The 23,642-nt window shown below is 56.6% G+C and carries 26 protein-coding genes; 10 read left to right on the top strand and 16 right to left on the bottom strand.

Going from position 1 to position 23,642, the window contains the following annotated elements; all coding sequences use genetic code 11:
• Both ACOTTU_RS23800 and ACOTTU_RS23795 read right to left on the bottom strand, forming a co-directional pair.
• Nucleotides 1-252, bottom strand: a 252-nt coding sequence (locus ACOTTU_RS23800; RefSeq protein WP_425661847.1) for a hypothetical protein, incomplete at its 3' end; no start/stop codon positions are given.
• A gap of 272 nt (nt 253-524) precedes the next feature.
• Nucleotides 525-1,190 (bottom strand): GntR family transcriptional regulator, encoded by a 666-nt coding sequence (locus ACOTTU_RS23795; protein WP_425661845.1) that lies wholly within the window; start codon nt 1,188-1,190, stop codon nt 525-527.
• Between the two features lie 127 nt (nt 1,191-1,317).
• Here ACOTTU_RS23795 and ACOTTU_RS23790 point away from each other — a divergent pair, with 127 nt between their 5' ends.
• The 4 genes from ACOTTU_RS23790 to ACOTTU_RS23775 all read left to right on the top strand — a co-directional run bounded on the left by ACOTTU_RS23790 (nt 1,318) and on the right by ACOTTU_RS23775 (nt 5,359).
• Nucleotides 1,318-2,316, top strand: a complete 999-nt coding sequence (locus tag ACOTTU_RS23790; protein WP_425661843.1) for a TRAP transporter substrate-binding protein — start codon at nt 1,318-1,320, stop codon at nt 2,314-2,316.
• A 70-nt stretch (nt 2,317-2,386) separates the two neighbouring features.
• Nucleotides 2,387-2,872 carry a TRAP transporter small permease gene (locus ACOTTU_RS23785; protein WP_425661841.1) on the top strand — a complete coding sequence of 162 codons (486 nt, stop codon included), beginning with the start codon at nt 2,387-2,389 and terminating at the stop codon, nt 2,870-2,872.
• 10 nt (nt 2,873-2,882) lie between these two features.
• Nucleotides 2,883-4,166, top strand: coding sequence for a TRAP transporter large permease (locus ACOTTU_RS23780; protein WP_425661839.1), 1,284 nt, complete (start codon nt 2,883-2,885; stop codon nt 4,164-4,166).
• A 47-nt stretch (nt 4,167-4,213) separates the two neighbouring features.
• Nucleotides 4,214-5,359, top strand: coding sequence for an alpha-hydroxy acid oxidase (locus tag ACOTTU_RS23775; protein WP_425661837.1), 1,146 nt, complete (start codon nt 4,214-4,216; stop codon nt 5,357-5,359).
• Here ACOTTU_RS23775 and ACOTTU_RS23770 read toward each other — a convergent pair whose 3' ends face one another.
• From ACOTTU_RS23770 to ACOTTU_RS23710, 13 genes are all read right to left on the bottom strand, one after another.
• Complete coding sequence (locus ACOTTU_RS23770) at nt 5,360-5,779, bottom strand: methylglyoxal synthase (RefSeq protein ID WP_425661835.1); 420 nt, start codon at nt 5,777-5,779, stop codon at nt 5,360-5,362.
• Complete coding sequence (locus tag ACOTTU_RS23765) at nt 5,760-6,278, bottom strand: 2,4'-dihydroxyacetophenone dioxygenase family protein (RefSeq protein WP_219505863.1); 519 nt, start codon at nt 6,276-6,278, stop codon at nt 5,760-5,762. Before ACOTTU_RS23765 ends, ACOTTU_RS23770 begins: the two co-directional genes overlap by 20 nt.
• A 10-nt stretch (nt 6,279-6,288) precedes the next feature.
• Entirely contained in the window at nt 6,289-6,990 is a 702-nt protein-coding gene (locus ACOTTU_RS23760; protein ID WP_425661833.1) for an SDR family NAD(P)-dependent oxidoreductase, read from the bottom strand.
• On the bottom strand, nt 6,987-7,613 hold the full coding sequence (locus tag ACOTTU_RS23755; protein WP_425661831.1) for a 2-dehydro-3-deoxy-6-phosphogalactonate aldolase: 627 nt from the start codon (nt 7,611-7,613) through the stop codon (nt 6,987-6,989). Before ACOTTU_RS23755 ends, ACOTTU_RS23760 begins: the two co-directional genes overlap by 4 nt.
• Complete coding sequence (locus tag ACOTTU_RS23750; protein WP_425661829.1) at nt 7,610-8,530, bottom strand: 2-dehydro-3-deoxygalactonokinase; 921 nt, start codon at nt 8,528-8,530, stop codon at nt 7,610-7,612. Before ACOTTU_RS23750 ends, ACOTTU_RS23755 begins: the two co-directional genes overlap by 4 nt.
• On the bottom strand, nt 8,511-9,200 hold the full coding sequence (locus ACOTTU_RS23745) for an RraA family protein (protein ID WP_425661827.1): 690 nt from the start codon (nt 9,198-9,200) through the stop codon (nt 8,511-8,513). The genes ACOTTU_RS23750 and ACOTTU_RS23745 overlap by 20 nt, the downstream gene beginning before the upstream one ends.
• A gap of 12 nt (nt 9,201-9,212) precedes the next feature.
• A complete protein-coding gene (locus tag ACOTTU_RS23740; protein ID WP_425661825.1) occupies nt 9,213-10,244 on the bottom strand; it encodes a C-terminal binding protein in 1,032 nt (343 codons plus the stop codon).
• Nucleotides 10,237-10,731 carry a lactoylglutathione lyase family protein gene (locus ACOTTU_RS23735; RefSeq protein ID WP_219505900.1) on the bottom strand — a complete coding sequence of 165 codons (495 nt, stop codon included), beginning with the start codon at nt 10,729-10,731 and terminating at the stop codon, nt 10,237-10,239. The genes ACOTTU_RS23740 and ACOTTU_RS23735 overlap by 8 nt, the downstream gene beginning before the upstream one ends.
• 22 nt (nt 10,732-10,753) lie before the next feature.
• Entirely contained in the window at nt 10,754-11,542 is a 789-nt protein-coding gene (locus tag ACOTTU_RS23730) for an SDR family NAD(P)-dependent oxidoreductase (protein WP_425661822.1), read from the bottom strand.
• Nucleotides 11,543-11,557: 15 nt separating this feature from the next.
• Complete coding sequence (locus ACOTTU_RS23725) at nt 11,558-12,544, bottom strand: ABC transporter permease (protein ID WP_425661820.1); 987 nt, start codon at nt 12,542-12,544, stop codon at nt 11,558-11,560.
• Nucleotides 12,541-14,064: a sugar ABC transporter ATP-binding protein gene (locus tag ACOTTU_RS23720; protein WP_425661818.1), complete on the bottom strand. Its 1,524-nt coding sequence runs from the start codon at nt 14,062-14,064 to the stop codon at nt 12,541-12,543. Before ACOTTU_RS23720 ends, ACOTTU_RS23725 begins: the two co-directional genes overlap by 4 nt.
• A gap of 87 nt (nt 14,065-14,151) precedes the next feature.
• The gene (locus ACOTTU_RS23715; protein WP_425661816.1) at nt 14,152-15,186 is read right to left on the bottom strand and encodes a sugar ABC transporter substrate-binding protein; all 1,035 of its coding nucleotides are present in this window, start codon (nt 15,184-15,186) and stop codon (nt 14,152-14,154) included.
• A 26-nt stretch (nt 15,187-15,212) separates the two neighbouring features.
• Nucleotides 15,213-16,082, bottom strand: coding sequence for an SMP-30/gluconolactonase/LRE family protein (locus tag ACOTTU_RS23710; protein ID WP_425661814.1), 870 nt, complete (start codon nt 16,080-16,082; stop codon nt 15,213-15,215).
• Between the two features lie 108 nt (nt 16,083-16,190).
• Between ACOTTU_RS23710 and ACOTTU_RS23705 the strand changes: the two genes are divergently transcribed.
• From ACOTTU_RS23705 to ACOTTU_RS23680, 6 genes are all read left to right on the top strand, one after another.
• Nucleotides 16,191-16,862, top strand: a complete 672-nt coding sequence (locus tag ACOTTU_RS23705; protein WP_425661812.1) for a GntR family transcriptional regulator — start codon at nt 16,191-16,193, stop codon at nt 16,860-16,862.
• A 144-nt stretch (nt 16,863-17,006) separates the two neighbouring features.
• Nucleotides 17,007-18,569 (top strand): sugar ABC transporter ATP-binding protein, encoded by a 1,563-nt coding sequence (locus tag ACOTTU_RS23700; RefSeq protein WP_425661810.1) that lies wholly within the window; start codon nt 17,007-17,009, stop codon nt 18,567-18,569.
• A gap of 2 nt (nt 18,570-18,571) precedes the next feature.
• Nucleotides 18,572-19,558, top strand: a complete 987-nt coding sequence (locus ACOTTU_RS23695; protein ID WP_425661808.1) for an ABC transporter permease — start codon at nt 18,572-18,574, stop codon at nt 19,556-19,558.
• Nucleotides 19,559-19,611: 53 nt separating this feature from the next.
• Entirely contained in the window at nt 19,612-20,607 is a 996-nt protein-coding gene (locus ACOTTU_RS23690; protein ID WP_219505922.1) for a substrate-binding domain-containing protein, read from the top strand.
• Nucleotides 20,608-20,664: 57 nt separating this feature from the next.
• Complete coding sequence (locus ACOTTU_RS23685; protein WP_425661805.1) at nt 20,665-21,567, top strand: hypothetical protein; 903 nt, start codon at nt 20,665-20,667, stop codon at nt 21,565-21,567.
• Nucleotides 21,555-22,364, top strand: coding sequence for an NAD-dependent epimerase/dehydratase family protein (locus ACOTTU_RS23680; protein ID WP_425661803.1), 810 nt, complete (start codon nt 21,555-21,557; stop codon nt 22,362-22,364). Before ACOTTU_RS23685 ends, ACOTTU_RS23680 begins: the two co-directional genes overlap by 13 nt.
• Nucleotides 22,365-23,141: 777 nt before the next feature.
• On the opposite strand, the gene ACOTTU_RS23675 is transcribed toward ACOTTU_RS23680, so the two are convergent.
• On the bottom strand, nt 23,142-23,585 hold the full coding sequence (locus ACOTTU_RS23675; RefSeq protein WP_425661801.1) for a Dps family protein: 444 nt from the start codon (nt 23,583-23,585) through the stop codon (nt 23,142-23,144).
• Nucleotides 23,586-23,642: the final 57 nt, after the last annotated feature.

The raw sequence follows: 23,642 nt of genomic DNA, 5'->3' as shown, positions 1-23,642 counted from the left end.
CTTACTTGCGGAACTCATCAGGGCCAGTGGCAACCGCCACGCAAACAGGCCGGACACACGACTGTACTGACAGACCATCGCAACCACAGAAATCTCTTGCAATGCAGGAGCCATCCACACACGACATTGCCATCGCAACTCGACGCTGCGCTGCAGCTTCCCCAAAGCAGACGTCAGGTGTTCCTGCAGCAATGAGCGACCTTCGATAACCGCTGTGCAGGACAAACTACCATTTCGCTGCACTTGCGCCAATGTCTGGTTCAGAAGGTTTTGCGAACCTTCAGGTTGGTTTGCACATGATTTGGACACTTTCACTGCCACCGATCATGACTTAGCAGGATAGTCAGTCCATTCCTCCATCGGTGATGATGTGGATAGAGTCTTATACCGCATCCCGGCAATCAATGCTGACGTCGATTTTCATTGACGGAACGGCGATCGGCGTCCGAATTTCGCAGAGTCTGTCTAGTGGTGATAATGGTTGATACATCAATCCGTTGGCGATCAAGGCGTGTTTTGCAATCCTACTTGACCCCAATCAAATCGGAATATGAACGCTCACCCCGCGTGATTTGTCGTTTGAGTACGTCCTTGGCTGGTTTCACCTTACCTTCGTGCAGAAGGGCCGCAATGGCTTCATGCTCTTTGAATGATTTTGCTGTCCGCTCGGAACGTCTGGACAGATACGTTCGCATGGTGCGGACGATGTCGCCGACTTTTTGATATCCATCCCGCAAGTAGTTGTTTCCACAATGCCGGAAAAAGGCATCGTGAAAATCAGCGTCAAACTTCAGATATTGCTCGAAGGAGTTGGCAGCGCGGGCGTCAGACATCTTTGAGACAATATCGTCAAGCTCTGCCAGCAGAGCGTCGCGGTCCGCAGCGAGCGCTTGGTTCAATGCGGCGGTTTCGAGGATCAGCCTGTACCGGCAGAGTTGAACCACATCGTCCTGCGACAAAGAGAAAACAAAGGCGCCCCGGTGCGGAATGACCTGGACAAGACCCTGAAGGTTGAGCGCGGCCAACGCCTCACGAATCGGAGTCTTGCTGATGCCCATGAGCTCTGAAAGCTTCGCCTCTTGCAGTGACTCACCCAATCGAAATGTGCCGGTGACAATAGCTTGCCGAATGTGGTCTTCGGCAATTTTACTCAACGATTCAGGACGCTTGATCTGCAATGGGTCTGCCATACTCACCTCTTTTTTCTCGGGCCACTTTAGCACGATCTCAAAAGCTGTCTTGATTCATATATTATATCTGATATATCAGATCGAAAATTAACAAATCAAACCATCGCTCAACCCCTGGGAGGACATTATGTTCAAAAGACCTACAACCGCACTCAGCCTTGCCATGGCAGCCGGACTTGCATTTGCAGCATCCGCTGAGACCGTCATCAAGGTCGGTCATGGCGCCGCCGAAGCGTTCCACATGCATCGTGCGCTCCTGAAATTCGAAGAACTTGTCGAAGCCGGGTCAAACGGTGAAATCGACGTGCAAATCTTCCCGTCCTCCCAAATGGGCCCCGACCGGGAGATGATCGAAGGCGTTCAAACCGGTGTTCTGGAAATGGCGATCCCGCCTTCCTCCTTCTTTGCAGGCTGGGATCCGGCTTTTGCGGTGATTGAGCTTCCTTACATGTACGCCTCCAAGGACGTTGCCTTTGACGTGCTGGACGGCGCTGCCGGTGATCAGATGCTGGAACGGGTCGAAAGCCAGGGCCTCGTGGGTCTTGGCTGGCTGGAACTGGGGGTCCGCAACGTTACCAACAACGTCCGCCCCGTCGCGACGCCCGAAGATCTTGAAGGCGTAAAGCTGCGTACGATGAAAGTACCGGCGCATGTTGCCACATTCGAGACGCTCGGGGCCAACCCAACGCCGATGAATTTTGGCGAGGTTTACTCTGCCCTCCAGCAGGGCGTGATTGACGGGCAGGAAAACCCGCTGGCGATCATTACCTCCCAGCGGTTCTATGAGGTGCAGAAGTATCTTTCGACAACCGGTCACGTGTTCGCGGTCTATATGCCTGTCATGTCACAGTTCTTCTATGACAGCCTGTCCGCTGAACACCAAAAGCTGGTCAAAGACTCGATGGCAGCCGCTCGCGTGTATCAAGCAGAGTTGGTCGCCGCCGAAGATGCCGCGCAGCTGGAACAGATCCGCGCAGCTGGTGTCGAGGTTCTGGAACTGACAGCCGAGCAACGTCAGGCCTTTGCCGATAAGACCGAAAGCGTGCGCCTGCAGTATCGCGAAGAGGTCGGGACGGAAGCCTACGACGCGTGGGTGGCAGCTGTGGCTGACGCGAGCGGAAGCTGATCTTCGGACAATTCAGGGCATCCGCGCGACACAAAGCGCGGGTGCCCCTTCGTTTAAGGGGAGGTAAACGATGTCACTTGTCAAATGGATCGATCTGAACATTGAAAAAGTTATCGCCAGTACGCTGCTGGCGGCCATTGTTGTGCTGATCTTTGGCAATGTCTTCATGCGCTACGTCATGAATGCCTCGCTTTCATGGGGCGAGGAGCTGACGCTTTGGATGTTTGTCTGGTTTGTGTGGCTTGGTGTCAGTTACGCGTTCCATACCGGTGATCACGTACGGATAACGGTCCTGCGCGACATTCTGAGCGACCGGGCACGACTTGTTGCAGATGTCGTGATCGCGCTTCTCGTCCTTGGGTTTCTTGTCATGCTGACAATCGAGTGCATCAAACTGATCATGTTGCCGTTTGTGGCAAGCCAGACATCCGTCGTTCTCGGGCTGCCGATCCCGATCCTCTATGCCTCTGCCCCGGTCGGCGCAGCCCTTTCCGCGATCCGTGTCATCCAACATTTGATCAGAACGCTGCGACTGATCGCAGAAACCAAAGCGTGAGGGCTTTCCAATGCTGGCTACAACTCTCTTCCTGACACTCCTTGCCCTCCTGCTCTTCAGCGTACCGATCGGCATTTGCCTTGGCCTTGCAACAATGATCGTGATGATCTTCGTCGATGGCACGCCGCCTATGGTGCTTCTGGCACGGTCAGTCGTAACAGGCGCGGATTCCTTTCCATTGATCGCTGTGCCGCTTTTCATTCTGGCTGGCGATTTGATGCAGCACGGAGGCATGTCGCGGCGTCTGGTGGGTTTTGCCAACGCTCTGATCGGCCACATCCGAGGCGGGTTGGCCTATGTGAACGTGCTGGCATGCGTCTTCTTTGCGGCCATCTCCGGCTCGTCCCCGGCAACTGTGGCCGCCATCGGGTCGAACATGATCCCAGAGATGGAAAAGGTCGGATACACGCGCAGATTCAGTGGTGCGCTGACCGCATCTTCCGGCATGATCGGCGTTATGATCCCACCCAGTATTCCGTTTATCATCTATGGCGTGACCGCCGAGGTTTCGATCGGAAAGCTGTTCCTTGCGGGCGTCATTCCGGGTGTTCTCTTTGCGCTTATGTTCATGCTGGTTGCCCGCTTTTTGTTGCGCAACGATGAGGTTGTTCAGCAATCCACCACCACATTCTCCGGTCCAGGCGTCTGGCAAAGCTTCAAGACATCGATCTGGGCGCTTCTGGTACCGGTGATCATTCTTGGCGGCATCTACAGCGGCATCTTCACCCCAACCGAGGCAGGCGCCGTCGCGGTGGTTTATGCTGCCATCATCGGTATTTTTGTCTACGGCGATATCACCGCCAAGGACCTGCCCGAAATTCTCGCAGGGTCGGCTAAGACCAGTGGCACTATTCTTGTCCTGGTGATCATGGCCACTGCCTTTGGCAGGCTGATCACTCTGGCGCGGATCCCTACTGAACTGGCGACGACAATTACCAGCCTCTCTGACAATCCGATCATCATCCTTTTGTTGATCAACCTGTTGCTGTTGGTGATCGGCATGTTCATGGAGACGATTTCATCGATCATCATCATGACACCGATCCTGTTACCGGTGGCAACCGCTTTGGGTGTCGATCCGATTGTTTTCGGAGTCATCCTGACGGTCAATCTGGCGATCGGATTTTGCACACCGCCGCTGGGTGTGAACCTCTTTGTGGCGAGCAGCATCTCGAAAGTGTCCATTGAGAAACTCAGTCAGGCGATCTTGCCCTTTTTTGTCGGCATGCTGATCCTGCTGATGCTTATCACCTATGTTCCGGCGATTTCCCTGGCTTTGCCGTCCCTTTGGTGATCGGTCCGGGGCCTGCGGGCGCTATGACACAAGGTTGGAGAAATTAGATGGATCTGGATTTGTCACACCCGTCGATTGAAGATCTGCGGATCGCCGCGCGCAGGCGCATCCCAAAATTCGCTTTCGAGTATCTCGACAGCGCAACGGGGCGGGAATTGGGGCTGAAGGTGAACCGCGATGCGCTTGATGCGATTGGGTTCATGCCAAGTGTTCTGTGCGGTCGCACAAAGGCTGACCTTCGGACAAGCCTGCTGGGCCAGTCATATGATCTGCCGTTTGGGATTGCACCCGTGGGCATGTCTGGTTTGATTTGGGCCGGGGCCGAGAGGATGCTGGCCAAGGCGGCGGTGACGCACAACATTCCGTTTTCGTTGTCCAGCGTGGCGGTAGCATCGCCTGAAGACGTAGCGCCGCACATTGGCATCAATGGCTGGTTCCAGCACTACCCCGTCAACTCCGGTGATTTGCGCCGCAAGATGCTGCCCCGGATCAAGGCTGCGGGCTTTCACACGCTGATCATCACCGTCGATGTTCCCGAAGAAAGCAGACGCGAACGACAACGGCGCGCCAACCTGACCGTTCCGCCCAAGGCAGACCTGCGCACGCTTGTCGAAATGGCGTTGCGGCCTGCATGGTGTCTTGCCCATCTGCGCGAAGGGATCATGCCGCGCATGCGGTTCTTTGACGACTACGTGCCTCAGCGCGGGAGGGAGAGCTTTACCCATGCCGGTGCCCTGATCCGGGGGATTCCGGACTGGCAATACCTGAGCGAATTGCGGGAAGAATGGGATGGGCATTTGATCGTCAAGGGAGTTCTGCGGCCCGAAGATGCCAAACGAATGGTCAATGAAGGCGTCGATTGCATTTGGGTGTCGAACCACTCCGGGCGCCAATTTGAAGCGGGGCCGGCGGTGATTGATCAGTTGCCGAAAATCCGCGAAACGGTCGGACCAGATATCCTGCTTATCTACGATTCTGGCGTGGCATGGGGGCTCGACGTCATGCGTGCTTTGTCCAAGGGCGCGGATTTCGTGATGGTGGGCCGCGCGTTTCAGTATGCGGTTGCCGCCTTTGGCGCCAAGGGTATCGACCACCTGATTCACATTCTGAAAGCGGATATCGAGGCGAACATGAGCCAGCTCGGCGTTGAAAGGCTTGATCAATTGGCCGACCATTTTCTGACGGACAATTAGTCAGACCGCCCGTGCGGAATCGATGTCTTTGCCAAGAAGACCGTTCAAAATAAGATCGGCCGTCGACCGGGAACATGCCATCGGCAGGTCATAGACCGTCGCCAAACGGGTCAAGGCCTTAACGTCGACATCATGTGGCATGGGTGACAGCGGATCGACAAAAAAGATCAGCGCATCCAGCCTGTCTTCGCATATCATCGCCCCAATCTGTTGGTCCCCGCCAAGAGGGCCGCTTTTCAGGCATGTCACATCAAGGTCCGGAAACGCCTCTTTGATCCGGCTGCCTGTGGTTCCGGTCGAAAAGATGCGCACATCCGACAGGCGAGCCTTGTGAAGGCCCACCCACGCAACGATTTCGCCTTTGCGGGCATCATGCGCGACAAAGGCAAATCGCAGTCCATCACCGGATGAATTGGTCAACGTAGTCTTCCCCTAGGCCAACCTCTTGGAAATGTTTGCGGCACAGATCAATCTTGGTGAAGACATCTTCGTACCCTTGCACCTCACCCCAAGGATCGACGTAGCACATGACGCCGTTGACCTGGAAATAGGTGATCATCTCTTCGACGTCGTCTGGTACGACAAGTGTATGTGTCTCTCCTGGTGGCTCATAAACATAGCCGCCTTCTTCGGCGACCCAGTCATGTTCCAGATAATGCCAGCGCCCTTTCAGGACAAAGCCGTGGACCGGCTGGGGGTGGCGGTGCCGCGACAGGACACCGGCTTTGCGCACCTTCAACAGGTTCATCCAATACCCCTGCGAGCGGTTCAGGCAAAGCGGCCGGAACCACACGTTTTCGGCTTGCGGAACCCAAAGCCTTTCGTCTTCGCTGACCGCATTCGGGATCACGATTTCTTCCTGCGCATCCTTTGGGAAGGGCAGTTGATAAGGCATTCGGGCGGTGTCTTCGTCTTTCATTTGTCTCTCCTCACATTGCGAGATAGCCGCCATCGACCGGATAAATCGACCCGGTGACAAAGCTGGCATGATCACTCAAGAGCCAGCGCACAAGCGCGCCGACCTCTTCGGGTTTTCCCCATCGTTTCATTGGCGTGCGTGCCATGATCCCTTCGGCCCGCGCAGGATCATCGCGCAAGCCTTGGGTCATTTCAGTCTCAATCCAACCCGGCGCGATTGCGTTCACACGGATCCCCTCTTCGGCCCAGTGACCCGCCAGGGCTTTGGTCAACTGCGCCACGCCTCCCTTTGAGGCAGAATATGCAGGCACCAATGGACCGCCAAAGGTACTCAGCATTGAGGCCGTGTTCACAATTGCGCCGCCACCTTTGGCCAACAACGGTTGCGCCGCAAGGCAACACCGCATGGTCCCGGTCAGGTTCACATCCAGAACCTTGGCAAAGACGTCGATGTCATACTCATCCCCGCGCAGCAAAATGCCCGCGCAGTTCACCAGCGCATCAAGCTGCGTCAGACCGCCAATTACCTCGTCGACCGAAGATTGGCTGGTGACGTCCAGCAGTTGCGTCGTGATCCCGTCCTGTGGCTCAAAAGCATCCAGTTCCGTCGCTGACACGGATGCCGCGACGACCGACCAGCCCGCATGGGCAAGCGACCGCACCACCCCTGCCCCAATCCCGCGCGTCCCTCCGGTGACAACAGCCTGTTTCATGTCAAGTCTTCCCAAGCCTTCTTAAACCCACGAGCGCGCTTGCCGATATCATCCAGTGTGTAGCCTGGCTTGAAAAGGGCGGACCCCAGCCCAAACCCGTTTACGCCTGCAACATGATAAGGCGCCATCGTGTCGGGGGTAATCCCGCCGACCGCTGCGACGACAGCATCGGACGGCAAAACGGCCCGCATGGCAGCAATGGCCTTTGGGGGCACCATTTCAGCGGGAAAAAACTTGAGCACAGACGCGCCAAGATCCAGCGCGGAAAAAGCCTCGGATGGGGTCATGACGCCGGGACACCAGTGCAGCCCCTGCGCAACCGCTGCGCGCCCCACTTCCGGGTTCATGTTCGGAGAAACGATGATCCTTCCGCCCGCCTCTGCGACCGCCTCAACCTGTTCGACGTTGAGTACTGTTCCGGCCCCGATGATGGACTGCGCGCCGTGCTGTGCCGCAATCCGCTGGATAGACACCAGTGGGTCAGGAGAGTTGAGCGGGACTTCTATGATGCGGAAACCTGCGTCCACAAGGACGTCCGATACAGGACGCGTGTTTTCCGGCTCCAAGCCTCGCAGGATTGCAATCAGGGGGTTTTCGGCAAGTGCCGTGGCCAAGTCGATCATCCGAGCAACCCCGCAGCGCGCGCAATCAGGAAGTGGCCCTGTGCGACGATATCGTCCGGTGCATGACGGCTATTGAATCCCGCCATACCAAGCGCTGTTTCATACCGGTCCGACAGGTCATTGCGACCGACAACGGTGATGGTTCCGATATCTTCTGCATCTTGCGTCGCCGCCGCAACTTCAGTCCCAATAAGAAGGCCCGACATATAGTCTGCGGTGGCGACCTTGGGTATTTTCCCCATCAGCGGCAGGGTCCGCACATGGAACAGATTGTTCAGCAGGTTTGTCCGACCATCAAGGCCTGCTCTCGCGCCCATCTCGAATGCCTCTTCGTTGAAGCCGTCGGCTTCCATCAACGTGCCAAGGATGGTGTGCTCTTTCAGTGCGGCAAATATTTCGCCGGTCATATAAGTCGAGAAGTCGACGATCTGCCCCTCTGCGACTTGGACCCATTTGCTGTGGGTGCCGGGCATCACGAACATGCCGTCTTTCAACCCCAGAGCGGATGCGCCGATGATCTGCGTCTCTTCACCGCGCATCACGTCGGGGCCACTTTTGTGTTCGATAGAAGCCCCCGTCACAAAGTGGACCAGAGCGCCGTTCGCGATTTCGTGCGGCACCAACGCGCCCGCAAGGCCGCAAGCACCAAGCGGCATTTCAGCGTATGGTGTCTCGATCCATCCGTTTCGGCTGGTGATCATCCCGGATGCCAGGATTGGCAGGTTTGTCTGCGCCACCCAGGGTCCGATGAGGCGATCAAGGATCGCCTCGAAGGATTGCCCCGAGACCTGCATGATCCCTTCCGGTGAAGAGACTCCGTCAATGACCTCCCCGCTCGCGCCAATCAAAAAGGCACGGAGCGATGAGGTGCCCCAATCGACACCGATCAAGGCCGGGTCAGATGCGACCGAATTCATTCAACAGATCCTCAACAGTTTTGCCCTTCGCAACCCATTTGCGGGTCTCTTCCTCGCGGTCAGCCTGTTCCTGCGCGAGACGCACCGTTTCTTCAGCGATTTCCTGTGGGACCACGACAACCCCCATCAAATCGGCCACGATGAAATCACCTGGGTTCACGACGACGCCCCCGCAAGCGATGGGCACGTTGATCGAAAGCTCTTCCTTGCGTTCAGAAAACATTGTGTGCGTCCCACGTGGCGTGATCGCCCGTGTCCAGATCGGCCAGTTGATGTCTTCCAACTCGTCCGTGTCACGACCCGTGCCATCAACAATCATGCCGCGGATGCCACGGTTCAGGGCCAATCCGCCCATCAGGCCGCCGCAAACCGACGTTTGCAGATCACCGCCCGCATCAACGACGATCACATCGCCGGGCTGACCCATTTCAAGTGCCCGGAGGGGATCAACCAGATCACCCTTGGAAAGCTGGACCGTGACGGCCTGCCCTGTCACCTTGGAACGGAAGGCGGGTTTGATGGCGCTATCCATCACACCCGTGCGGTATTGCACATCGGCAAAGATGGCGGCAGCAGAATACGCCTCCAGTACCTTGTCGAATTTCTTCAGTAATTCCAGGTTGCGGTCAAAGTCGTTGAAAACCCTTAGGTCGGTGCTCACGTCTGGCATGTTTGTCTCCTGTTATGCGGTTAGTGCGGCCAAAGCATCCGCATTGACGGTGTAGTCTGGCTTCTGGCCCGTCAGGACCTTGGCCACTTGGGTGGCTGCGGTGACACGCGCGGCGAGGATCGACTCTTCCGAGTAGTAGGCCGCATGGGGTGTCACGAGCACGTTGGGCAATGTGAAAATTGGATTGTCATCCGGGGACCAATTGGCCCGCTTTGCCGGTTCTTCTTCGGGGTCGTCCAATCCTGCTGACGCAAGATGTCCCTCGGTCAAAGCACGATAAAGCGCCTGGTTATCCACGGTTGGACCGCGACCTGTGTTGATCAGGATTGCACCGGGTTTCATCGCCGCAAACTCTGAATCTGACAGAAAGTGCCGCGTCTCGGGCGTCATCGGGGCCTGCATCAGAATGTAGTCTGATCGCGCAAGAAGGTCCGCCTTGGATACCAGCTCTGCGCCGTGCCGGGCTGCGACCTCTGCCGGCAGGAAGGGGTCAAAGGCAATAACATTAACGCCAAAGGCATGGGCGCGTGCTGCAATCGCCTGTCCAATCTTGCCAAAGGACACGACACCCATGGTGCGCGCCCGTAGCCGATTGATCGGCTGGCCACTTTGCCACTTCCAGATGCCCTTATGCGTCGCCCGGTCGTAGTCCGGCAGCTTGCGCGCCAGCGTCATCCAAAGGGCAATCGCGTGATCTGCAACTTCTTCCGTGCAGTAGTCCTGCACATTCGTCACAAGAATCCTGCGTTCTGTCGCCGTCGCAACATCCACAATGTCGACCCCGACACCGTAGCGCGCGATGACCTCGCATTCTTGCATGCGCGAGATCGTGTCCTTACCAATCCGCGCGTATTGGTTGATCATAGCCGCGCAATCCGGTGCCACATCGAACAGGTCTTCTTCGTGCTTGGCCTGAAGTGCAATCACCTCTGCGCCGGCTGCTTCGAGAATACCCTTTTCGACGCTGACATCGCCAAAGTCGTAATCGGTGATCACGACCTTCGGCTTGTCCGTTCTTGGGGTGAATGTGAGCTGATCAGTCATAGGCACCTGCCGAATACGTCAACTCGTAGGAATGGCTATAAAGCTCGAAAATATTGCCGAACGGGTCTTCCATGTAGACCATCCGATAGGGCTTCTCGCCCGGATAATACTTGCGCACCTGTTGCATGCGCTGCTTGCCACCAAGGCTCTCGATGATCTTGATACGGCCTTCCAGATCCTCGTCCTGAACGCAGAAGTGGAACAAGCCGCGCCGCCAGTATTCAAAGGGACGTTCTTCTTCGACGGTCTTGGGGAACTCGAACAACTCGATGCCGATCCCGTCCCCCATCGACAGATGCGCAATGCGGAACTTGCCCCAACCCTCGCCAAAGACGTCATCGCACATCTGCCCGATGGCGCTTTCGTCGTGCAGGATTTCAGTGGGCTCCATCAGCACATAAAGCCCGAACGCCTTGGAGTAAAAGTCCACGGCCTTCTCCAGGTCCGGAACCGTGATGCCAATGTGAGAGAATGTAAGTGCGGCCATGGGAGGCTCCTTTGCATGAGAGTTACAGAATGTTGCGAACGATGCCGCCTTCGATCCGGTGAGCGGCACCATTTGACGCGGTGCTTGCTGAGATCGTGACGATCATGCGCCCGACCTCGTCCGGCTGGACGAAGCGCTGGATCAGGGATGTGGGTTCATCCGACTTGAAGTAGTTGTCGACGATTGCATCAAGCGGTTCGCCTTTTTGTTCGGCAAGCCCGTCGAAATAGGCCTCAACCCCTTCGGTCCAGGTTGGCCCCGGCAGGATCGAATTGACCCGCACACCCGTGCCCTTCGTCAACTCAGCCATCCCGCGCGTGAGACCCAGCATCGCGGTCTTCGTCACGGAATAGTGCACCATCTGGGGCAGAGGTTTGACAGCTGCCTCGCTGGCCATGTTGATGATGGACCCGGTGCCGCGCTCTAGCATTGCGGGCAGAAAAATCCGGCTCATCCGAACGGCAGAAAGCACGTTGATGTTGAAATAGTGGATCCAGTCTTCGTCTGTCAGATCTTCGAACGGTTTGACCGAGAAGATGCCGACGTTATTGACCAATATGTCCACGTCACCCTTGGCCTGCGCAAACTCTGCCAAGGCGGCAGCATCCGCGAGGTTGGACAGATCAGCGGCCATGCCTTTGACATCGCCCAAGGGCGAAAGGTGGTTCACACAGGCGGAGACTTCGGCCTCGGTCAGGCCGTGCACGATGAGATGAGCGCCTTCTTGCAGATAGGCCTGCGCCGTCGCCTTGCCGATGCCTGAACCCGACCCGGTCACCAGGACAAGCTTGTCTTTCAATCCCAAATCCATGTCAGACCCCCTTTTTCACTTTTTGTGCCGAACCCGATGATGAGCCCCAAAGGTGCGGCCCATCAGCGCCGAAATCTCGGCCCGCCACATATCGATGCCAACGGCGAGCAGAATGATGAGACCCAGCACAATGTTCTGGACCGAAGATGGTGCCGCATTCAGATTCAATCCGTTCTGAACGATCACGATTGTCATCGCCCCCATAAGCGTGGCCAGAATGTTGCCGCGCCCGCCAGCAAGGCTGGCCCCACCGACCACAGCCGCCGCGATCGCTTGCAGCTCAAGGGTTTGACCATAGTTGGGCGAGCCGGAGTTCAGCCGCGCAGACATCAGGATGGCACCGACGGCGGTCATGAAGCCTGCGATCACGAAGGTAGTTGTTTGAACCTTGCGCACGTTGATGCCGGTCAGAACAGCAGCGGCGGGGTTCCCACCCACGGCATAAATCTCGCGGCCCAGCTTGGTGAAATTCATTACGAAGGCGGCAAGCCCGTAGAAGAAGACCAAATAAAAGAAGGGCAGCGGGATGCCCGCCAGTTTGCCGTAGAAAATTGGCTCAAGTGCGGGATCAAGCGAGAAGATCGGCGATCCGTTGTTGAACGTCAGCGCAAGACCGCGAAACGCGATCAGAGCAGCCAGCGTGGTGATAAAAGACGGAATGCGCCCATAGGCCGTTATCAATCCGATAAAGAGGCCGAGCAGCCCGCCAACAATCAGAATCATTGGCAACGCCAGCATCAGGGGGATGCCCATGAATTTGAGCATCTGCGCAAGGATCATGGTCAGCAGCGCGACCATGGAACCGGAACTCAGATCGATTCCAGCGGTGAAAATGACCATGGTCGACCCAATGGCAATAAGTGCGACGATGCTGACCTGCAAAGACAGGTTCGAGAGGTTGCCAGGATTGAGGAAGCGCTCGGTTGTAAGGGCGACGATGAGCGCCACGATGACCATTGCCGCGAACGGTCCAATGAGTTGCGTATCGAAGATCCGCTTCATGCGAACACCTCCTCGAGATTGGTTTCGGTGGTATCGGCAGACGCGCGCACCAGATCGTCATGGGTCAGGTCGGATGCCTCAACGGTGCGCGTGATCGCGCCATGCTGAACGATTGCGATCCGGTCGCTCATTGCCAGCAGTTCGTCATGATCCGAGCTGATCAGGATGATGGATTTGCCCGCGCGCGTCAGCTTGTTGATCAGCTTGTAGACTGCGATTTTGGCTCCGATATCGATGCCTTGCGTCGGCTCATCAAGGATCAGAATATCCGAATCCGAGAACAGCCAGCGCGCGATCACGATCTTCTGTTGGTTGCCCCCGGACAGGAAGTTGACGGTCTTTTCCTCGGCCTGTGTCGAGATCTCAAGATCCCGGATCAGGTCATGTGTCGCCTGCTCTTCGGCTTTCAGATTCAGCACACCAAGGCGAGATAGCCCGCCCAGCGAGGCCGCAGTGATATTGCCGCTTGCACGGAAATTGAAAAACAATCCGTCGTATTTGCGGTTCTCCGGCACCAGCGCAAGCCCCGCGCGGATCGCATCCATTTCCCGGCGGAAGCGAACTGGCTTTCCGTTCAGGATCAGCTGCCCGGCGGAGAGTTCATCTGTTCCGAACAGGGCGCGGGCAATTTCGGTACGGCCACTTCCCAGCACACCGCCCAGACCCAGAACCTCGCCCCGGTGAAGGGCGAACGACGCATCCGTCACGCCAGAAGCTGTCGCGAGCCCGTGCGCTTCCATGACTACTTCGGCCGTTGCATTTTGCTCCTTGGGGTAGTGTTCTCCGATGTCCTCCCCCACCATGGCGCTGACAATCTCGGATACGCTGATTTCTGTCTCGCCGCTGGCGCGCACGACCTTGCCACCGCGCAGGATGGTTACCTCATCAACGATCCGTTCAACCTCATCCAACCGGTGCGAGACATAGAGGATACTGGTACCGCGGCTACGCATATTGCGTAGAAGCTGATGAAGGCGTTCGATCTCGTCTTCGCCCAAGGCGGCTGTTGGTTCATCAAGGATGATCATCCGGGCGTCCATGGCCACGGCCTTGGCAATCTCGACCAGCTGTTGTTCACCAACCGACAACGTGCCGGTGATGGCATCGGGTGATACGTCGACGTCCATTTCCGCAAGAACGCGGGCTGCTTCGCTGTGGACCTTAGCCCAGTCGATGACGCCGAACCGAGACCGGGGCATGTTGCCCAGAAAGATGTTTTCACCAACCGACAGCGTTGGCACGATAGAGAATTCCTGAAACACTGTCGCAATGCCATGATCGCGCGCAACCTGAGGATCGCTGATGGTTACGGGTTGTCCATTGTGAAGGATCTGACCGCTGTCAGGTTGTTGCACACCGGACAGTGTCTTGATCATCGTGGACTTGCCGCAGCCGTTTTCACCCAGCAGCCCGTGGATCGATCCGGGCAACAGTTTGATCCGGACCTTGTCGTTCGCCAGAACGCCGGGATAGGCCTTGCTGATGTCGACAAATTCCCAAAGGGGCGTGGCGGTGGTCATCGCGATTGCCTCGATTAGTAGGTGAATTTCGATTGGATTGCGCCCCCGGCAGCACACAAAGGTGCCACCGGGAAGCAGGGAGAACCCTCAGTACTCTTTGGATGGCTGCGGGAAGAGCTTTTCAGGCTCTTGCAGGACGCTGATGGCACCGTCCTTGTCTTCGATCGAGGTCGGCGTTTCGATCCAACCGCCGGGGTAGGACCCTTTCAGAGCATCAATGGTCGCATGCATTGCGGCCTTGCCCATCAGGAATGGCGAGGTGTTGACTGTTGCGGTGATGTTGCCCGCTGCAATCTCTTCAAGACCCGAAGTGTCACCGTCATTGCCAAGCAGCACGATATCGCGACGGCCTAAAGCTTTGGCGGCAAATGACGCGCCAATGATCATGTAGTCATTCGCCGCAAAGATCATGTCGAGATCAGGGTGAGATTGCAGGATATCCATCCCTGCCGTGTTGCCTCCTTCGACGTTCCATTTGCCGTCGATGGAGACCACAACCTCAAAGTTCTCGTTGCCTTCGATCCCGTCGAGGAAACCGCCCACACGCTCGGTTGAGTGATAGCCCGGCTGGCCTTCGATGATGCCCACCTTCAACGGATTGTCACCATAGGCTTCGATGGCCCAGTCCGCGATATTGTGGGTGCCGTTGCGCTGCGAATACCCCACCACACCATGGATCGGTGTCGGGAAGTTTGGGATGTCAGAGTTGATCATCAACACCGCCATACCCTTGTCGACGGCCTGCTTCAGCAGTGGTGCTGCGGCAAATTCATCATGCGTGCCAAAGATGATCGCATCGACGTCCTGGGTCAGAACATCTTGAATCATGCCCATCTGGCCATTGATATCCGCACCCGATTGCGGGGCCAGCATGAAGACCTCTACGCCCTCTTCTGCGGCGACAGCTTTGATGCCTTCGCCAATGGCAATGTAGTAGTTGAACTCCGTTGCCGGCGGCATGTAGGCGATCCGCAGCGTCTCGTTTGTGGGTGTGATCGCGTCAATGGGTGCTTGCGCGCCATCTTGCAGTGGAACAGGTGCCGGGTAGTTTTCGGCCTGCGCGGTGCAAGCAATCACGGCAAAGCCGGCAGCAAGCGTCGTATTCATCAGCTGTTTCAACATGGTCTTCTCCTCCAGAATTGGGTTGGTTATCCTTTGAACGGCGTGTCAATCACGCCGCGAATGCCGGGTTTGACAGCGAACAGGCCGCCGGATTCCGGTTCTTTTGTGAGAGCATCCTCATCACTCAGCAGGCGCGAGGTTGTGATGAAAAGGGTGTCCAACTCTGGACCGCCAAAAGCGCAACACGTGGGCTTCCAGACCGGGACATCAATAACGCCATCAATCTCGCCGTTCGGAGCCACGCGAACGATGCGGTGACCTTCCCATTCGGCGTTCCAGACACCGCCCTCAGCGTCGACACAGGATCCGTCCGGCAGGCCCGGTTCGTCTTTGAAAGACGCATGAACGCGCCGGTTGGAAACCGTTCCACTGGCCGCATCATAGTCAAACGCCACGATTTCGCGGTCCGGCGTGTCTGCGAAGAACATCGTGCAGCCGTCTGGCGAAAAACATGTCGAGTTGGCGCAAGCGACATTATCGATGACGGTCTTCACGCTGAGGTCAGTATCGATGCAAATTACGGAGGAATCAGCAGTGCCGGACGCTTCGTTCATGCCGCCAACAATCAGGCGACCCTGTCTGTCAGTACGTCCGTCATTGAGCCGAGTCTCAGAATTGTCGGGTTCGAACACTGTCACCAGCGTTTCCGCTTTCGTGACCGGATCGAACAAAACAACACGACCGGCATAAGCAACGATCAGACCGCCCGAGGCACGCGGCGCAAAGCAGCAAACGCGTTCGGGCATTTGGTATGAAGCTGTTTCAGACGTGGTCGGATCAAAGGACCAAAGCGCGCAGCCTTCGATGTCGGTCCACCACACAAGCCCGTCGGCAGGGTTCCAGAAAACCCCCTCTCCGTGCTCATTCTTGCAGTCAACAATCAGCTCCGCGCGCATTTTGGTGACCTCCCATCGCCAAATACTGATATCTGATATTCCAGCTTGTTAAATCTGGTGTATCAGATATTCTCGCCCTTGCAACACATTTTTTGGAGGCACCACCAGATGGCGCTGGAACGACCCAAATCCCTTCGAGAACTCGCCCTGGAGCATTTGAGGGACCGCATTATCGATGGCTCACTGAAGATGGGTCAGATCCTGTCGGAGCGGAAAATCTCGGAAGAACTGGGCGTTTCAAAGTCGCCCGTGCGCGAAGCGCTCGCCCAATTGCGCGATGAAGGTCTGGTCAGCATCGAGCCGCAAAAGGGGGCCCGAGTGTTTTCCCTGTCCGAGGCAGAAGTGACGCAGATCTGTGATTTCCGGCAGGCAATTGAGACTGCCGCTTTTGAACTGGCGTTGTCGCGGGACCCGGTTGGCTTGTCCAACGACATGACAAAGGTCGTGAAGAAAATGGAGCAGGAACGCGGACGGGGAAATGACAAGGAATATCTGGCTTTGGATACGTCTTTCCACCATCTGATTTTTCAACATGCAGGAAACGACTATCTGACAGCAAGTTATACGCGTTATGTCGGCAAGATTGCAGCCTTGCGCACACATTTGGCGAAACTCCCACATCACACCGATCTGTCATTTGAAGAGCACAAGAAGATTGCCAGCGCGGTGAGCCATGGTGACCTCGCCGAGATAAAATCGCTTCTGATTGAGCATATTGATCGGACGCGCCAGACCTACAAAAGTGCTTCGATCGTGCTGGACGGAATGACTGCCGCCTGACTCAGGGTCAGGACCCCCTAATCTCAAGTCCATTTCTGAAGGCGGCCCCAAAACTGGCCGCCTTCGCTGCGTTAAGTAGACGCTCTCTTATTGTAATTGACATCTGAGATATCAGATGCCAACTTAAAGATGGGAGGACGAGAAATGAACGCGACACCGATTCGAGATGGTGAGGCCGCTCCGCCGCTCATTCAGCTGGATGCTGTCGCGAAGAGCTTTGGCTCCAACCTTGTCCTTGATGGTGTCGATTTCGAGCTTCGCCCCGGAGAGGTTCACGCGCTGTGCGGCGAAAACGGCGCCGGGAAGTCCACCTGCCTGGGCCTGCTCTACGGTCTGCACCAGCCCTCAGATGGCAAGATACTGTGCAACGGCAAGGAACAGCGGATCGAGAATCCTTCGCACGCGCAATCTCTCGGCATCAGTTGCGTCTTTCAGGAACTTAGCCTTGCAGGCGCACTGTCCGTTGCGGAAAACATCTATGCTGGGCGCGCCCCTACTCGCATGGGCGTTGTTGACTGGCCAGAACTGCGCCGCCGTGCCGAGGCGCTTTTGGCTGAGTTTGGGCTGGAGATTGATGTCTCAATGCCCGTGGACAGCTTGCCCATCAGTTCGCGACAAATTGTTGAGATTGCCAAGGCGCTTTCCCTGAATTCACGCGTTTTATTGTTGGATGAGCCAACGTCGGCCCTTGCACCGGACGAGGTTGACGCATTGTTCGACGTTCTGCGCGGCCTGACCCGCAAAGGCATCGGCATCGTCTATGTCAGTCATCACATGGCAGAGATTTTTCGCATTTCCGACCGCGTGACCGTTCTGCGCGATGGCCGTCACATCAGCACGTTGCCCGCGACACAAACGTCGCAAGAGCAAGTCGTCGCGGAAATGATCGGCGGCGCGCACCCCGGCGACGTCAGCGGCTCCAGAACTGTCAATGGTGACAAGGTTGTTGCCGTGACCGGGCTGTCCCATCCCGGTGAATTCGAAGACATTTCCTTTTCCATAAATGCCGGCGAAATCGTTGGGATGGCTGGCCTGATGGGCGCGCGTCGCAGCGAGATTGTTCGCTCGATTGTTGGGCTTATGCAGGGCGCGACTGGCGATGTTGAATTGCATGGCCAACCTGTCAAGTTCACATCCATCAGACAGGCGATGCGGGCCGGGATCGGGTTCGTTCCAGAAGAACGCAAAACCGAAGGCCTGTTCCTCGAACAATCTCTCAGCGACAATTTGATTGCCGCCAGCCTGGCAGAGCACACGTCGATGGGTCTGATGCGCAATGGTTCTATTCGGGCCGCCAGTAGAGCCGCGATCGACGCGTTCAGCGTCAAGGCAAGTGGGTTGGCCGAGGAAGTTGGCGCGCTGTCTGGAGGCAACCAGCAAAAGATCATGCTGGCCAAGTGGCTCAAGCGCGCACCTGATCTCCTGATTGTTGAGGAGCCGACTAAAGGCGTCGATGTCGGAGCCAAGTTTCAAATCCACACAGAACTACAGCGCCGCGCTGCCGAAGGCATGGCGATCCTCGTTGTGTCCTCGGATTTTCCCGAATTGGTGTCACTTTGCTCGCGGATACTTGTTGTCCACGAAGGCCGGCTGATGGGGGACATCCCCGCCGAAGAGGCCAGCGAAAGCGTGCTCCTCCAAATGGCTGCCGGAACAACACTCCCCGCAGCAGCATCCGCAACCCCAGATTCAGGAGCGAAGTTGTGACTATGACCGTTCAATCAGACTATTCGGAGAAACGGCCCCCTCTGCGCCGTATCTTTCAAGCTTTCGTGGATATCCGCGAGTTGACGCTGATTGTTCTGATCGCAGCCATCATCATCGTGATGTCCAACCTGAACCCCTATTTCTTCAGTTTTTCAAACTTTCGAGCCGTGGCCGTCGGCATGGCCCCGACAGCAATCATTGTGATTGGCATGGCAATCCTTCTGGCCTCTGGCGGGTTTGATCTGTCGGTCGGGTCGGTCATGGCGTTGTCCTCGACTGTGGTCGCGATGTTGCTTTTGACAGGCATGCCCATTCCGCTTGCTGTCATTCTGGGCCTGATCCTTGGCGGTGTGGTGGGCGTTGTGAACGGCGTGCTTGTCACCGGGCTGGGGATTAATCCGCTGATTGCGACGCTCGGCACAATGTCGATTGCGCGCGGCATTGCGCTGGTCCTGACGGAAGGGTTTTCCGTCTCCAGTCTGCCCGTCTCCTTCGCCTGGATCGGCAAGGCTGACATCGGCGGCTTTCCGGTGATCGTGTTGCTGACGATCTTGCTGGTGATCGCTTTTGATCTGGCGGTCCGTCATACCCGGTTCTTCCGGCAGGTCTACTTCATCGGTGCCAATGAGAAGGCGGCGATGTTGTCTGGCATCCATGTCACCCGCGTCCGCATCATCCTTTATGCACTGACCGGCGTTCTTGCGGCCCTGGCCGGGGTTCTTCTGGCGTCCCGCCTGATGAGCGGCACACCCACGGCTGGCAATGGAATTGAGCTTCAGGTTCTGGCAGCGGCCGTCATTGGTGGCGCGTCGCTTCGCGGCGGCGAAGGCACGATCCTCGGTGCATTCCTTGGCGTGGTCTTTGTCGCGCTGATCAACAACACGATGACCATGCAAGCCGTATCGATCTACTGGCAGATGATCGTCATCGGCGGGGTCTTGGTCTCCGCTGTGGCACTGGACATGCTGATCCGAAGCAAACGGGGCTGACCCCTGTTTTCAAGACAATCCAACATCCAACGATCCGAACAAGGGAGATCACCATGACTGAAATGAACGTAAACCGGCGCAAGCTGCTGACCGCAGGCACCACCGCGGGACTCGCCGCCGCCTTTGGCTTGCCCATACTGTCGAAAGAAGCAATGGCACAGGCGGCTGGCAAGGAATACGTCTTCCTGTCGATTGTCACTCAGGTGCCGTTCTGGGTGGACTACCGCAATGCAATGAAAGACCTCGAAGAACTGATGGGCATCAAGGCCACTTTCACAGGCCCGCTCGATTTCGACACCGCCGCACAGGCGCGGCAACTTGACGAACTCATTGCACGCCGCCCCGCTGGCATTCTGATCTTCCCCGGTGACCCGGCCACACTGGCGCCGGGCGTCGAACGCGCGGTTGAGGCTGGTATCCCGGTGACGTGCTGTATCGGTGACATCCCCGATAGCCCCCGGTCAACTTTCCTGGGCATCAACGGCGTGCAGGCCGGTCGTGTTGGTGGCGAAATGCTGGCGCAGGCGATCGGTGGCAAAGGCAAGGTCATCCTTGGCACCTTCCCTGCGCCCTCCACGCTGGAAAGGGTTGAGGGTTACAAACAGATCTTTGCCGAGAACTACCCGGACATCGAAGTCGTCGATGTGGTCAACGACAAGGCTGATCCATCCTACGCACCGACGGCCTATCTTCAGGCGATTCAAGCCAACCCGGATATCGTCGGCATTGGCGGTACAGATGGGGACAGCGGCAAAGGGGCTGCAATTGCCGTCAATGAAGCGGGGCGCAAGGATATCAAGATCGTCGCGATGGACCGCAACGACGACATGCTGCCCTACATCGAAGACGGCACTATTTACGGCGCAGTGGCACAGAAGTCCTATCTTGAGATCTTCCTCGCTTTCCACATGATGCATTGGCAAAACACCGATGCCCTAAAGGTCCTGCCGGATTGGAAAGCCGCCGGGATCAACCCATTGCCCGAACGTGTCGAAACAGGCGTCATGCCGATCACGGCCGAAAATGTCGCGCAGTTCAAACACGTCTAAACATCGCACCCGGCGCGGGTCCTTCGCGCCGGGTGTCTGCTTGCGGAGCAACACCTCTTGTCTGATCGATGGGCCGTCATAAAGCTGCAAAATCACGACCTGGAGCTCACGATCCTGCCTGGGATCGGTGGCCGCCTCTGGGACGTGACAGTCGAGGGCCGCTCCTTGCTGTTTCAAAACCCCGACCTTGTCGGGTTGCCCGTCGACACATCCAATCTTGCAGGTCTGCCAACAAAGTCACCGCAATTTGGCTTTCCGCTATGGGGTGGTGAAAAGACTTGGATCGCGCCGGACACGGACTGGGTGAACGGCGCGCCCTACCCCGTTTTGGACAGTGGTGCCTATCGGATCACAGCAAAGCAGAACGATTTGGTCGAATTGACCAGTGAGGTCTGTCCCTTGACGAGCCTTTCCGTGAGACGCCGTATTGCGCTGACCTCTGCAACGACATGGACCATCGATCACTTGGTGACCAACAATGGCGCTTCACCGCGCGGGACGGGAATTTGGTCCGTCATGATGATCAACACGCCCGCCAAGATCGGGGTTGCGATGGACAAACCGGAATTCCATCCCGTCTTTGGTCAGGCCAAGCCTCTGGTTGAAACCCACAACAGCGGCGTCGTGGCAAGTTGTGCGAGGCGGCAGGAATTCAAGGTCGGTTTACCAAGCCGCCAGGGAAAGACATTCATCACATTCAACGAGGCCGGGCCGTTTCTGATGTGTTCGGTCCCAAAGCCATCACCAAAAGACAGGTTTGCGCATCAGCACCCCGTGGAGATCTTCAATTCAGGCGATTATCCCTACTGCGAGGCGGAGTGGCATTCACCAATGACTGAACTCATGCCCAGCGAAACGCTGGGTTTTCAACAGCACTTTCGCTTTTGGTCAACCGAAACACCGGTGCCCGCAGACCAGACAATCTCAGAATACGAGGAACTATTGTCATGCATGTCATGATAACCGGTGCCGGTGGGCATTTGGGCCGCAAACTGTTTGACGCGCTTGAGGGTGTCCCGGATCGCACCGTCAGCGGGATCGACATTCGGCCAGTGGATCACCCGAACATTCACATCGCGGACCTGTCTAACGACGCCAGTTGGGTTTCGCTTCTTGAGGGGGTTGACGTGATCGTGCATCTTGCGGGCGACCGAGAGCCTGGGGCCTCTTGGGCGTCCGCCATCAAACACAACATGGACGCGACCCTGACCCTCTACCACCATGCTGCAAAAATGGGCGTTGGCCGGGTTGTCCTCGCCAGTTCGAATTGGATCCACGGCGACAAACGGTTCACAGATGACAGATTGGATTCAACCACGCCCCCTGGCCCGATCAATGCATACGGGATGTCAAAACTGTTCTGCGAGCGGACGGGGGCATATTTTGCAGAGCACCACGGGCTTTCCGTCATTTGCCTGCGTATTGGCTGGACCCAATGGACCCATGACAACCAGCCGGGGCCGCATATGGCCATGGGCCGCTGGGGTCAGGAAATGTGGTTGAGTGACAGGGATTTTCTGAATGGAATGCGCGCTGCGATCAATGCAGAAGGCGTTCAATTCGCCGCTTTGAACTTAATGTCCGATAATCCGGGTATGCGGTGGGACATCTCCGAAACTAAGCGTGTCATCGACTACCAGCCGCAAGATGGCAGCCCCGCTAAGACCACGGCTTTGATTGCGTTCAAATCCGCAATCAAAGGCTTACTATCTTTCCACGCCATCAGAATTGCCGAGGGGTTCTTCCCAGATTGGTAGGGAGGGCCTTATAGTGGTCGACAGAGTTGCGCTGCTTAGATTTGAGCAAATTGGCTGAACACGACCGGGCCAAGAACCTCCAAGGACGGCCGCAGTTTGCTCGGGGACCGGACGGACCGTTCAGATTGGCAGAGAATAGAAAGCAAATAGGCGGGCTTACGCGCCTTTGAATGCCAGATTCCTCACCGCCATAAGCCCAAGCCGACCCAAATCCTGCCGTAAATTCTGTCACCACATGGCCGGAAAAAACGTGATCGCCCTTTTTGGAGGTCGCAAGAAGAACGTGATTTTGCTCGCTCACACGAGCTGCAATGGGACCAAACTACCTTAACCGCAGATTACCCGACATTGCACGCCGGAAAGTAATTTCGAGTTGCACAAATGGTGCACACAGTGCCACTTAACTTATTTAATACTCTTATAAAAATGCCCAATCCATCACAGGACAATGCAATGACCGCCCTCCAATGACTGCTTCGAAATGGTTTTCAAACCTTGGTGCATATTGCAGCATGCGCCTTAGCTCAGTGGCATCGACATGTTGCTGGCGGCCCATTCCCGCCGTTGGCCAGTGGGTCAAGATGCCCCGGTCATGCCCGCATTGCCGCCATTCGCTGCATGTGGAAAGTTTTGAGATGGTCGAACTCACAGTCAGCGGACAAAAGGGCCCTATAGGTCTCGGCGACCAAGGACGGCTTTGCCCATTTCGACCCATATTCCTCGCCGGTGACTATTTCGACGCAGGTAGAATTGATGCTGCCTTGTGCCCATTTCAGCCTATTTCATGGTGGCTGACATCATCCAGTGCTCCTTTTCGCACCATTCGAGAATATCCGTCAGAACCCCAACTGTGCCGTCGTCCCGGACATCAGTGAGAACCTGGATGGCATTTCGGAGAGCATCGATGAAGCTCGAGAATTCGGCGCAGTGGTTCGCCAGCATTTCATCTACCGTCTTGGCCGCAGACAATTGGCGTCCTTCGCCCGCAACAAGTAGCTCATCCAATGATGCAGGCGCTTTGACCCCCAGCACACGTAACCGTTCTGCAATCGCATCGATGAACCCGTTGAGCGTTTGGTATTGGGTCTCAAACATGGCATGCAAGCTGCGGAAATTTGGACCTTCCACATTCCAATGATAACAGTGGCTTTGCACATAAAGGCGGAAAACCTTGCCCAGAACCGCCCTTATCGTGTCTTCCTTGACTGAGTTTGATTTCATTCTTTGTCCTTTGATTTCTGCCCGCTCGCGTGAACAAGACCGTGCCCGTCATCGGAG

Source organism: Roseobacter sp. EG26 (assembly GCF_049830555.1).
In the GTDB taxonomy this organism is placed as follows: domain Bacteria; phylum Pseudomonadota; class Alphaproteobacteria; order Rhodobacterales; family Rhodobacteraceae; genus Roseobacter.
The sequence above is the reverse complement of the archived record's forward strand: the minus strand, read 5'-3'. Positions and strand labels throughout refer to the sequence as shown.

What these genes read in the sequence shown, in the direction of transcription:
- ACOTTU_RS23700 (WP_425661810.1), top strand. Translation starts at nt 17,007, where the DNA reads ATGAACGCGACACCGATTCGAGATGGTGAGGCCGCTCCGCCGCTCATT.
- ACOTTU_RS23675 (WP_425661801.1), bottom strand. Translation starts at nt 23,585, where the DNA reads ATGAAATCAAACTCAGTCAAGGAAGACACGATAAGGGCGGTTCTGGGC.
- ACOTTU_RS23775 (WP_425661837.1), top strand. Translation starts at nt 4,214, where the DNA reads ATGGATCTGGATTTGTCACACCCGTCGATTGAAGATCTGCGGATCGCC.
- ACOTTU_RS23710 (WP_425661814.1), bottom strand. Translation starts at nt 16,082, where the DNA reads ATGCGCGCGGAGCTGATTGTTGACTGCAAGAATGAGCACGGAGAGGGG.
- ACOTTU_RS23780 (WP_425661839.1), top strand. Translation starts at nt 2,883, where the DNA reads ATGCTGGCTACAACTCTCTTCCTGACACTCCTTGCCCTCCTGCTCTTC.
- ACOTTU_RS23720 (WP_425661818.1), bottom strand. Translation starts at nt 14,064, where the DNA reads ATGACCACCGCCACGCCCCTTTGGGAATTTGTCGACATCAGCAAGGCC.
- ACOTTU_RS23795 (WP_425661845.1), bottom strand. Translation starts at nt 1,190, where the DNA reads ATGGCAGACCCATTGCAGATCAAGCGTCCTGAATCGTTGAGTAAAATT.
- ACOTTU_RS23745 (WP_425661827.1), bottom strand. Translation starts at nt 9,200, where the DNA reads ATGCCAGACGTGAGCACCGACCTAAGGGTTTTCAACGACTTTGACCGC.
- ACOTTU_RS23680 (WP_425661803.1), top strand. Translation starts at nt 21,555, where the DNA reads ATGCATGTCATGATAACCGGTGCCGGTGGGCATTTGGGCCGCAAACTG.
- ACOTTU_RS23750 (WP_425661829.1), bottom strand. Translation starts at nt 8,530, where the DNA reads ATGAATTCGGTCGCATCTGACCCGGCCTTGATCGGTGTCGATTGGGGC.
- ACOTTU_RS23695 (WP_425661808.1), top strand. Translation starts at nt 18,572, where the DNA reads ATGACCGTTCAATCAGACTATTCGGAGAAACGGCCCCCTCTGCGCCGT.
- ACOTTU_RS23715 (WP_425661816.1), bottom strand. Translation starts at nt 15,186, where the DNA reads ATGTTGAAACAGCTGATGAATACGACGCTTGCTGCCGGCTTTGCCGTG.
- ACOTTU_RS23755 (WP_425661831.1), bottom strand. Translation starts at nt 7,613, where the DNA reads ATGATCGACTTGGCCACGGCACTTGCCGAAAACCCCCTGATTGCAATC.
- ACOTTU_RS23740 (WP_425661825.1), bottom strand. Translation starts at nt 10,244, where the DNA reads ATGACTGATCAGCTCACATTCACCCCAAGAACGGACAAGCCGAAGGTC.
- ACOTTU_RS23790 (WP_425661843.1), top strand. Translation starts at nt 1,318, where the DNA reads ATGTTCAAAAGACCTACAACCGCACTCAGCCTTGCCATGGCAGCCGGA.
- ACOTTU_RS23725 (WP_425661820.1), bottom strand. Translation starts at nt 12,544, where the DNA reads ATGAAGCGGATCTTCGATACGCAACTCATTGGACCGTTCGCGGCAATG.
- ACOTTU_RS23705 (WP_425661812.1), top strand. Translation starts at nt 16,191, where the DNA reads ATGGCGCTGGAACGACCCAAATCCCTTCGAGAACTCGCCCTGGAGCAT.
- ACOTTU_RS23730 (WP_425661822.1), bottom strand. Translation starts at nt 11,542, where the DNA reads ATGGATTTGGGATTGAAAGACAAGCTTGTCCTGGTGACCGGGTCGGGT.
- ACOTTU_RS23785 (WP_425661841.1), top strand. Translation starts at nt 2,387, where the DNA reads ATGTCACTTGTCAAATGGATCGATCTGAACATTGAAAAAGTTATCGCC.
- ACOTTU_RS23765 (WP_219505863.1), bottom strand. Translation starts at nt 6,278, where the DNA reads ATGAAAGACGAAGACACCGCCCGAATGCCTTATCAACTGCCCTTCCCA.
- ACOTTU_RS23735 (WP_219505900.1), bottom strand. Translation starts at nt 10,731, where the DNA reads ATGGCCGCACTTACATTCTCTCACATTGGCATCACGGTTCCGGACCTG.
- ACOTTU_RS23760 (WP_425661833.1), bottom strand. Translation starts at nt 6,990, where the DNA reads ATGAAACAGGCTGTTGTCACCGGAGGGACGCGCGGGATTGGGGCAGGG.
- ACOTTU_RS23690 (WP_219505922.1), top strand. Translation starts at nt 19,612, where the DNA reads ATGACTGAAATGAACGTAAACCGGCGCAAGCTGCTGACCGCAGGCACC.